General features: G+C 36.2%; 10 protein-coding genes. 4 read left to right on the forward strand and 6 right to left on the reverse strand.

Going from position 1 to position 10,233, the window contains the following annotated elements:
* Positions 1-123 precede the first annotated feature (123 nt).
* Complete coding sequence (locus JEM65_RS16510) at positions 124-1,599, reverse strand: hypothetical protein (protein ID WP_199601965.1); 1,476 nt, start codon at positions 1,597-1,599, stop codon at positions 124-126.
* 25 nt (positions 1,600-1,624) lie between these two features.
* A complete protein-coding gene (locus JEM65_RS16515; RefSeq protein WP_233530701.1) occupies positions 1,625-3,022 on the reverse strand; it encodes an IS110 family transposase in 1,398 nt (465 codons plus the stop codon).
* 37 nt (positions 3,023-3,059) lie between these two features.
* Between JEM65_RS16515 and tnpA the strand changes: the two genes are divergently transcribed.
* From tnpA to JEM65_RS23025, 4 genes are all read left to right on the forward strand, one after another.
* Positions 3,060-3,341, forward strand: a complete 282-nt coding sequence (gene tnpA / locus JEM65_RS16520; RefSeq protein WP_199601967.1) for an IS66 family insertion sequence element accessory protein TnpA — start codon at positions 3,060-3,062, stop codon at positions 3,339-3,341.
* Positions 3,341-3,676, forward strand: a complete 336-nt coding sequence (gene tnpB, locus JEM65_RS16525; RefSeq protein WP_262895257.1) for an IS66 family insertion sequence element accessory protein TnpB — start codon at positions 3,341-3,343, stop codon at positions 3,674-3,676. Before tnpA ends, tnpB begins: the two co-directional genes overlap by 1 nt.
* Before the next feature lie 53 nt (positions 3,677-3,729).
* Positions 3,730-5,304, forward strand: coding sequence for an IS66 family transposase (gene tnpC, locus JEM65_RS16530; protein WP_199601990.1), 1,575 nt, complete (start codon positions 3,730-3,732; stop codon positions 5,302-5,304).
* Positions 5,305-5,372: 68 nt separating this feature from the next.
* Positions 5,373-5,822, forward strand: a complete 450-nt coding sequence (locus tag JEM65_RS23025) for a T9SS type A sorting domain-containing protein (protein WP_199601975.1) — start codon at positions 5,373-5,375, stop codon at positions 5,820-5,822.
* 588 nt (positions 5,823-6,410) lie between these two features.
* Here the strand turns inward: JEM65_RS23025 and JEM65_RS16540 are convergent.
* The 4 genes from JEM65_RS16540 to JEM65_RS16555 form a co-directional block, all read right to left on the reverse strand.
* Positions 6,411-7,496 carry a hypothetical protein gene (locus JEM65_RS16540; protein ID WP_199601977.1) on the reverse strand — a complete coding sequence of 362 codons (1,086 nt, stop codon included), beginning with the start codon at positions 7,494-7,496 and terminating at the stop codon, positions 6,411-6,413.
* 122 nt (positions 7,497-7,618) lie between these two features.
* Positions 7,619-8,020, reverse strand: coding sequence for a group II intron maturase-specific domain-containing protein (locus JEM65_RS16545; protein ID WP_233530702.1), 402 nt, complete (start codon positions 8,018-8,020; stop codon positions 7,619-7,621).
* A 359-nt stretch (positions 8,021-8,379) separates the two neighbouring features.
* A complete protein-coding gene (locus JEM65_RS16550) occupies positions 8,380-8,760 on the reverse strand; it encodes a hypothetical protein (RefSeq protein WP_199601978.1) in 381 nt (126 codons plus the stop codon).
* Positions 8,761-9,201: 441 nt separating this feature from the next.
* Positions 9,202-10,113, reverse strand: a complete 912-nt coding sequence (locus tag JEM65_RS16555; RefSeq protein WP_199601980.1) for a DUF4238 domain-containing protein — start codon at positions 10,111-10,113, stop codon at positions 9,202-9,204.
* Positions 10,114-10,233: the final 120 nt, after the last annotated feature.

Raw genomic sequence — 10,233 nt, forward strand, 5'->3', positions numbered from 1 at the left:
CGTTTTACCAATAGAAGGCAAATAAACCAGATGCGTCAACACAGTATTCAGCTCTGGCCAGCTTACTCATGACCGAAGGGAATAATCGGCGAGCCGAATACTTCTTAGTTATTAGCAAACGTTTTATTCCACTTTAATTTTTTTAAGCCATAAAGAATTAGCATCTTTTACCCCAAAAATTAAATATTCCTCATTATCATAAAATACTTTATTTGGGGTGAACCTTTCTTGATTAAAATCTTCTCCATCTTGATATCTCCATAGTAAATTCCCTTCTTCATCAAACTTCATTAATGTAGCAATATCATAGACAGGTGCATTCGGATAAAATATATCAATATAAAGCACCAATATATTATTGTCAAAATCAGAATAAATATCTTTTCCTTGATATAGAAAATCTTCTCTCGTTTCTTTAAATTCCCACAATAAGTTTCCTTGATTATCCCTAAAGTGAATTAATCTAAATTCGTCTTGAGAATTACTCTCCTTTCCTATATTGACAATATAATTTTGATTTATTAAAAGTCTATCTAATGAATCATCTCCAAATATCTCGTCGTTATAATGTTCTGACCAAATTAGTTCATGGTTTTGATTATATTTTTCTAGTATTCCATTAAAAATAAATACATTAGAACTGAAATCTAAGACATTAGTTCCATGATTATAAATATTCCCTTCATTATCGTATTCAATGTTAAGAAAAGTATCAAAACCTAGGGAAAGCGTTTTTTGAGATGTAATATTACCATTAAAATCTAATGTATATTCATGAAAAAATGTATCTAACCTATCATTATAATAAGTAGTATCTACTGTTGTTAGTAGTTTTATATCACTACCCTTTTTCTTGAATTTAACAATATCATTCCACCAAAATGTCCAATCTGTATTATCCCCATAATGGAAATATTTTGTCCATAATTTATTTCCTGAATTATCAATTTTAACAGCAAAAGATTTTGTGTTGTAGGTGCCTAAACTTGTATTTGTGTTTCCAGAACCGAAAAGGATATACTCTCCATTTTCTAAATCAATGATTGATTTAAAAAAATTTGTTTCACGTTCAACTATCTCTGTTGACCAAAGAAGATTAAAATTATTATCTAATTTATGTACAGTAATATCCCCATAACCAGTAACTATCAAGTAGCCATCATCTTTTTTAAGAATTTCTTCAATATAACTAGTTGAAATAGAATTTGCAATTTGTCCATCATATAGCGTTTCTATTTCTGAAGTAGTTAAAGAAACTAAATCACTATAAAATCCTTGCTCGTTTATTTCTCCTACTAGTTTAAAAAAATAATTTTGATTTTGCCCCAAATTGTAAATTGTTTTATTCGAATTGTTTTGTGTTATTGCGACTTCCCCAATTTTATTAATCAAATCAACTTCGTCTGTATCATTCCATATTAATTTCACATTTTCAAGTTGTGAACTATAATTATATTCAAAGCTAGAACTATATGAATTATTGCTAATTAATGTTAAATTTAATTCAATTTCAGTTTCTGGATTGTCATCTATTTTATCTTCATTAGAACAGGAAAATGATAGAATTAAGAAAGTAAAAAATATAATTATTTTTTTCATATTATTTTTTTAATTCTGACTAACGTCAAGTTAAGTTATTGATAATCAGTTTGTTTGTAAATCCGAGATCTTCGGGTTTCAATTCAAATTTATCGATTTGTTTTTTAATACGGTTCATGAGCCCAAGTTTTCTTTTTTGATCCAGGAACAGGTATTGTTTCGGAGGTTGATATTCGACCTTTTTTGTGACCATGTTCCATATAATCACAGCAAGTTTTCTTGCTGTCGCGCTGACAGCTGAATGTCTTCCCTTTCGATATGCGACTCTTCGGAAAAAGTCTGAAAGGTGGGTGTCCTTTAGGTTGCCAATGGCATTTGCTGCCTGTCGCAGGGCAATCTTCAATCGATTGCTTCCCTTGGGTATTCTATTGCTTAGTATTCTTCCACCTGATATCTTATTGTTTGGTGCGAGCCTTAACCAAGAAGTAAACTGCTTTGATGATCCGAACTTATAGAACCCATCGGGACCTATCTCGCTCATTATCGTCAGTACAGTCGAATGGCTCAAGCCTTCTATGGCGAAGAGATCGACTCCATCAAAATAACGGAAGGCAATCTGGTTCATGTCCTTGATCTGCGGTGCATTTTTGTTGATCCTTTTATGGGGCTTTTCAGTTGTTTTCATTTTGCTGCGTTCGGGATGCTGTTTTAGCTCGTGCTTTATAAAATGTTCGATTCTTTTGTCGCAGTCCGCTATCTTTTTTTGAAAAAATTTATAGCACTCAAACTCTTGCTGCAGCCCAAAAAGATAGTCTGTACGGTTGTTGCCGTGCAGGGCCCTGGCAATTTCCTCTATTGGTTTCCTGCAATTGTAGTGTCTGTGATCGGCCAAGCTTTTGGGGTCAAGATTGCCCTTGCAGATGTCCTCAATGATCTTCATTCCTGTAAGTCCGCACACATCCTTGACCACGACGTCCAATCTAAAATTCAGTAGCTTTAGGTACTTCTGCATTTTGTGTGTTGTTGATGCCGCCAGGCCTATCCAGTTTCCCCTTTGACGGCAGAACGTCCTTAGCTGCTCTGTTGTATTGTCGGGCAGGAAACTGCCTGTGAGCAGCCCAAGAGTGTGTAGTTTCTGTATCCATCGACAGTCCTTTACATCTGTTTTTTTGCCCTTGGCATTCTTGGTGAACTTTCCATTGGCAAGCACCACCTCAAAACCAAAAGAGATAAGCTCGACATACAGGTTTTGCCAATAGTCACCCGTGGACTCCATCGCCACTGTGGTTACTCCAGAGTCCAGGAGCCACTGGCAAAGTTCGGTCAGATTTTCGGCGTAGACCCCGAACTCCCTGACATCATCGAGTTCTTGGCCAATGGCCACATAGTGTGAGCGACTGCCCACATCGATTCCGGAGGCATTGAAATTAACAACGTCCATTCGTAAGCGCCCGACCAACCCCATCTTTTTCTGCTTGCTCAAAGACAGTAACTTTGTCCAAAACAATATAGATATTATCATGGACAAAAAGGAATATATGCTCGCCCATGTGGAAGCTTGGCGGGAAAGTGGTCTCACGCAACGATCTTATTGCCATCGGGCAGGGATCAAGCCTGCAACCTTGAGCTACTGGGTCGGGAAAAGCAAGAACCAACAAGAAGATCTGGTTGGTTTTGTTGAGATCGAAAGATCCATGGCCTCCTTAGAGAACAACTATGAGATCACCTATCCCAATGGGGTCGTTGTTCGGATGGGAACCAATAGCTTAAAAGAACTCTCTGCCCTGATAAACCTGTACTGATGTTCAGTCTTAGCAGTTCCCATACATTTTTGCTCTATCCCAAAGTTTGTGATATGCGCAAAGGTTTTAATGGTCTGTGTGGCATTGTGACCAATGAATTGTCCAGAACTGCGCACAGTGGCGAAGTGTTTGTTTTTATCAATCGCAAAAACAACCAGATGAAACTTTTGCACTGGGAGTCCGGTGGTTTTGTGCTCTATTATAAACGCCTGGAGCAGGGAACCTTTGCCAAGATAAAAGAAGGTAAAATACAAATCAGCTGGAGCGATCTGGTCTTGATGATCGAAGGAATCCAAGTGATAAAAAGCAGCCAAAAAAGACGCTTTTTACTGTAGATAAATCGATCAAAAACCTTGTAACAACGGGGGTTATGACGTATATTTACGTCATGGAAATAGACCTGAAAAACGTATCGAAACATGAGCTTTTAAAGCTTTTGACCAAAGCCCAAAAAACTATTTCCGTACAAGATAAAACTATTTCCAAACAGGATGATACGATCTCCAAACAAGACGATGATCTTTGTAGGGAAAGAGAAAGATCCGCAGAACTTCAGCGCCAGCTGGAATTATTGCGCCGTATGCAGTTTGGTCAAAAGCGCGAGCGTTTTGAAGACCCGAACCAAATGGCATTGCCCTTGGATATAGCGCAAGAGGTACTACAGGAACAGGAAGAAGTGGTCAAGCAGGAGATTACCTATTCCCGTACGAAGAAAAAACATCCGGGAAGAGCCAAACTGCCAAGTCATTTGCCGGTCGAAGAAATAGAGATCTATCCAAAGGGCGATCTGTCCGATAAAGTCTGCATCGGCAAAGAGATCACAGATGTATTGGACCATGTGCCCGGTCACTTCAGGATCAAAAGATATATCCGCTACAAATACGCTGCCAAGGACAGGGACACTGCCCAGATAACAATCGGCGAGCTTCCCGAAAGGATCATCGACAAAGGAATACCCTCGGAAGGACTGCTCGCAACGATACTTGTAGATAAATATGTGGACCACTTGCCCTTATACCGCCAAAAGCAACGCTTCTCAAGGGAGAATATAGATATAGCGGCTTCTACAATCAATGGTTGGGCCGCCCAAAGCATGGAGGCCCTAAAGCCGCTCTACGAAAAGCTTGTGATGGACATCAAAAACGAAGGCTATCTACAGGCAGATGAAACAACCATCAAGGTTTTGGACCAAAGGAAGAAGGACAGGGCACATTTGGGATACTATTGGGTGTACCATGCACCCATATCCAAGTTGGCCCTGTTCGACTACAGTCCTACCCGAGCCAGTAGTGCTGCGCTGCCCATTCTACAAAACTTCAAGGGTTACCTACAGACCGATGGTTATGCGGGATACAATACCTATGGCAAAAAATCCGAGGTAACGCATTTAGCTTGCTGGGCACATGCAAGGCGCGAATTTGAGAGAGCTCTGGATAATGATAGATCAAGGAGCCAACATGTTTTGGTTGAAATACAAAAACTCTATGCGGTCGAGCGCAAGGCAAGAGAACAGGGATTAGCTCCGCAACAGATCAAAGAACTTAGGCTCAAGGATAGCTTGCCCATTATAAACGAACTGGGCAAATGGATGTTCTTGCAGATCAAACTCACCCTGCCCAAAAGCCAAATAGGCAAAGCATTGGCATACTCCCAATCCAGATGGGATATGCTATCGGGATATCTAACAGATGGGAACTTGCAGATAGACAATAACCTAGTGGAAAACGTGATCAGGCCCGTTGCTCTTGGCAGAAAAAACTATCTCTTTGCGGGCTCGCACGATGCTGCGCAAAAGGCAGCTATGGCATATACTTTTTTTGCAAATTGTAAAAAACAGGATGTCAACCCGTATGCCTGGCTGAAATATACACTTGAAAACATACAGTCCATAAACCACAAGAATATCACAGATCTATATCCTCATAATTACAAAGAGTTGATAGAATCTACACCATCAAAATAATACTACACTAATAATTTTATCGGATTAATCAAGATGCAGTTGCTCGGGGGGATACTTCTGAAGGCAATGTGTTAGCAGTTGCTTATGGCGGTTATGTAAGGATTTTTGAAAATGTGAATAATGTATGGACGCAAGCAGGAGAAAATATACTCGATTCTAATTGGAATATAAGTTTATCATCTGATGCCAACGTAATTGCAATAGGAGATATATTTAATGACGATAACGGAGCTAATTCAGGTGATGTTATAATTTATGATTTGAGGGCAGTATTATCTACTGACAGTTTCAAGGTTGATTATTTTTCTTTCTTCCCTAATCCAGTAAAAGATATATTGTCTGTTAAATTAAATGAAGGTTTGGTTTTTAAACAAATCAATTTGTATAATATACAAGGTCAATATTTATTCTCAGCTAAAACCAAAGTAATAAGTACAAAAAACTTACAGAATGGTATGTATTTTATAGAGGTTGAGACTGATAGTGGTAAGTCCGCTAAAAAGATAGTTGTGGAGTGAAATCGTTAATTGATAAACTAGTTTAAGTTTAAATCTCTTTCAATTTTTAGGTCAAATAAATGGATAAAAAATAATAAAGTGACGCAATTGGAACTCAGGCCTTTTCCACGATTAATTATTTCATTATTCTGTAATTTAGAAATTACTGGCAACATGTGTATAACATATCACTCTTGGAGTTCCATATATACCACCTATCCACCCCATGCCATTTTCTGTTTGTCGTTCTCAAATGTACCCGGTTCCTGAAAAGCATCCAAGACCATTTCTTATAGTTCATATCTCAAATGTATCAATTTGAAATCTAAAATAGCACTCCCAACTAATTGGGGGCCAAATAAGCCCCAACTTTAAAACTAAACGGCAAAAACCAGACATCCTAAATTCAAACCACAAGCAAAGCCTCTTAACAAGTTATAGAACAAGAGGGTTCTATACTACTTGGCCGCCCAAAGCAGCACAACTTCCAAACCCCCTACCCTTAACCCAACGTTTCACCCATAGACGGCAAACCACCCGGATGCGTCAACACAAAATTCAGCTCTGGCCTACCCCGCTAAGGCGGGACAGGTGCGGCGAGCCGAATTCTTAGTTATTAGGCAGCGTTATTTTCCTCACTTTCAGTTGTTTATTGTCAATTCTGAATTCAAATTCTGTTTCGTTTTCGTTAATCAATTCCGAATTTCCATAATGTAATTGCCTGTGATGATTAGCACAAACCGTAATTAAATTTCCAATTCCTAAAACTCCTTTTTTCAGAGTTGAAACTAGATCTACGTGATGAGTTTCTATATAATTAATTCCATTTGTTTTTTCAAACGAATATGGGTTTTCTCCCATAGCTTCACAGACTAAACATTTATGATTAGTTAACCTTTTGACTTTATTAGAAATCGCTCCACGCTCGATAAACGATGAAATTCTTTGTTTAATTTGAGGTGGCTGATTTCGCATTTTCTTTTCAAGTTTCTCAATATCTTTTTTAGTGTTTGCTGTTGTATCTCCAATTATATCTAAAAAATCAACTAAATCAATTTCTTCTTTTATTAGACCAACGTTATGTTCAAATGAATCTACAAATTTCTTTAGTTTTTTATTTTTAGGATTTAGTCCTAATGCAATACTTATTATATTATAAACATTGTCTGAATTAAGGTAATTAAATCCTTGTTGGGATATTTTTTTTTCACTTGGCAAAAGTCCGTTGTCTTGAACTTTTTCATTGTCAATTACAATAGGATTTTTAAAATAAATAATGTCTTTTGGTTTCGCCAAAATATTTCCATTATTGTACTTTTCAAATTTTGTATGTTCTGCTGTTCTCTCAAACCATTCTCCAAAGATTGGGTTTCCATAAAAACCAACAATTGTTTTTCTATTTTTATTTCGGTAATCACTACTCGAAAAAAACACAATTCTAACATTCTTTGAATTTTCCAATGCTGGTGGACGATTAAACATTGGTGTATATCCAATAAAAAATCCGTCATTTTCACTTGGATAGATTTCGTGCCCAAAATTCAGACTTTCGTGCATATGAGCGTTGTCTTTTACGTAGTCGTATTTTGATGCTTTTAAATCTTCTATTGTTGGTTCGTCTGACCAATCGTTACTATTCCACGAAATAGAAGCAAGAATTCCGAAATTTTTTAGAACAGTTTGTTGTTCAGCCATAAAGTTGGTTTTTAATGTTGCCTAACGTGTTTGTAATCGAGTAGGCAAAGGGAGTTTCACCCTAAGCCTCTCACAGAACCGTGCTTGAAGGTCTCCCCTCACACGGCTCTTGTTGTACAAATCTAAGCAATAATGTTTATTTGGGAAAAGTTCCAATGGTAGAACAAGGCAGGATATTGATTCCTTACCGTTACTAACCATTTGTACCCTTTTCTAATACTGGTCTTATATCGCTTGTACCTTTTCCTTGCCCACCAAACCAATCGTTTGCTCAATAATCGAAAGACTTTCGTAAGTTCGTACATCTTAAATTCACCATAATAACGCACCCAACCCCTAATCATTGGATTAAGATATTGAGCCACGCCTACGATGCTTTTAAAAGTAAGTTTGTTTACGTTGAGCTCTTCGAGCTTGTCAGCGATTCGTTTTCTTGAACTAATACTTATGGCACAATCATAACCTATAAACAGCTTTCCCTTTTTCTTAGAGTAGGCTGTTCTTGGTTGAAAAGAATATCCCAAAAATCAAATTTGACCGTTGGGTATTTTTCTTTTCTCCTAAAGTCTCGGCAATAGACGATTTTTGTCTTTTGTGGATGTAGTTCCAATCCTACCGAGGCCACTGGTGTCCAAAACGAAGAAAAAAGACAAAAAACAGATGATCTCTACAGCCAACAACGGAAATCACTGCGGAAAAAACTTTTCTGGGCAGCATTCTAAAATCAAGAGTGCTATAAAGTGCAGTAAAACATCGTTCTAATTCTCCATGGCCCACTGCAAACTTCTCGAATTCCCCCTTATTTACAAAGCCCGGATCAGTCAACATATCATATAGCGCTGGCCTATCGGCGCGCCATATGCTTAGTTATTGTAGCCAGTTTTTATTTCCGATTAATTATTTGTTCAACGTATTTCTTATGATTTTCAAATCCATTATTTTTTGGGTTTTCTAAATCTATAAATTCATTTAGACTTGTGTCATAAACTTGCCATTGATGTTTTTTAGCTAACTCAATCAGTTCAAAAAGTCCGTTTTCTCCATCGAGATTCAGCATTTTTGTTCCAATTGGTTCTTTATCGACGAAAAAGTCAATTGAAAAATCAGAACCTTTTATTTCTCTATGATTTTCGTCAGATTTAATTTCCGAAAATGACCTTTCCAGAATATCACTAAATAAAATCGGTTTTAGAATATTCTCGTCGAAATCCAAGTCAGATGGAATCTTTTCGTTTGAGTTAAATAGAACTATTGACCAACTCATAATTTTATGTAATAAATAATAATTGCAATTAAGATTATGAAAAAGTAAAATAAAACTCCTGCAATTCGCGCAGTATCTGCTTGTTCCATTTTCTTTTCAAATCCAAATCTTTCATATCGTTCGTATTCAATTTGGTTTGCACTTTTTGAGTTCAAACGTTAGTTAGGATTAACAGGAATTATAAAGAAAGTGAACCATTCTTTAGTCGTTAATGGTTCAGTTTTTCGTTTTTCTGTATTTTTTAATTCTTGGTTCAAATGTTTTTCTCAAATTGGCTACAACGGTCTTGTATAACGCAAGTGGCGTGGAGTTGGGACGCGTACTTGTCGGTTTTGTTGTTTGTTAATTGGTCTCTAAAATAACACTTCTCAGCAGAATACCCGCTATTTGCTGTTATACGATGTTGCCCACAGTTATTTTCCGCAATTTTAATTTTAAAGCTCAATTCAAGTTGTCAATATACTCAAATAATTCATTGACTGAATATTCCGTATCATCCTTTTTTCTAACTTCTTTATAATATGTGACATAATATTCAAGCAAGTCCTTGTTTCCAGACCCAACAAATCTTTCCGATTCTTGCATTATACAAAGATTGATTCCATTAATTGTAAAATCATCTAAAAATTTTGGATTGTTTTTGTTTAATATCAAGACTTTATTTTTAGAAATCGGGAAAATAACTTTTTTAAAAACATTTGGTAGAGTAGGACTTTCATTTAGATGTAATAAAGGTAAATCACTAATTAAAAATTCGTTTGTAGAATTTGTATTCAGATTGAACAAGTTCCATAATTTTAAAAGTGTAATTATTTCCTCATTACTTGCATCAGAATTTGCTACAATTACTTTTAAATGTTTTGCAAACTCTTTATCAGTTAATATTTTATCTTTTATTTCCTGAACTTCTTCGTCGTCATCTGCATATCTTTCTTTAGTTTTTTCATTATACAAACCAAAATAAGAATTACACAAACCTTCTTTCTTAATTAAAGTTCTCAAAAACAAATCTGAAGTTGGTGTTCTCCAAAATAGATTTATCATAAATTTAAGTAAGTCGGCTTTGTCATAATCCGTTGAATTATCTGTGATGCTTTTATTGTCAATAAATTTCTTTAATATTTTAGTCCCAAAATTGTCAATTGGTCCATAAACATCTTCTTCGGAACTCGTAATAAATTTATTTTCGTGAATTAAGTTGTTTAAATGTTTTTTGAAAAAGTGTCTGTCTGGAATTGAAGGCGGAAAGAACTTGTCTAATTTTTTATCATAAACGAATATCAAACCGTTTTCATTACAAAATCCTTTTAGAAAAAATATTGGGATATAATGATGGTTTTTCGATTGGTTCACGATTTTTTTTTAATTGTGGGCAACATGTGTATATATAACATATGACACGAGGAGTGACGTATATATCCCCTATATACCCCATGCCATTTCTGTTTGCCATTCTCAAATATACCCGATTCC

Source organism: Gelidibacter salicanalis (genome assembly GCF_016469035.1).
Lineage (GTDB): Bacteria > Bacteroidota > Bacteroidia > Flavobacteriales > Flavobacteriaceae > Gelidibacter > Gelidibacter salicanalis_A.

Coding starts and splice junctions, on each gene's coding strand:
- JEM65_RS16510 (WP_199601965.1), bottom strand. CDS start 1,599: ATGAAAAAAATAATTATATTTTTTACTTTCTTAATTCTATCATTTTCC.
- tnpA (WP_199601967.1), top strand. CDS start 3,060: ATGGACAAAAAGGAATATATGCTCGCCCATGTGGAAGCTTGGCGGGAA.
- tnpB (WP_262895257.1), top strand. CDS start 3,341: ATGTTCAGTCTTAGCAGTTCCCATACATTTTTGCTCTATCCCAAAGTT.
- tnpC (WP_199601990.1), top strand. CDS start 3,730: ATGGAAATAGACCTGAAAAACGTATCGAAACATGAGCTTTTAAAGCTT.
- JEM65_RS16540 (WP_199601977.1), bottom strand. CDS start 7,496: ATGGCTGAACAACAAACTGTTCTAAAAAATTTCGGAATTCTTGCTTCT.
- JEM65_RS16550 (WP_199601978.1), bottom strand. CDS start 8,760: ATGAGTTGGTCAATAGTTCTATTTAACTCAAACGAAAAGATTCCATCT.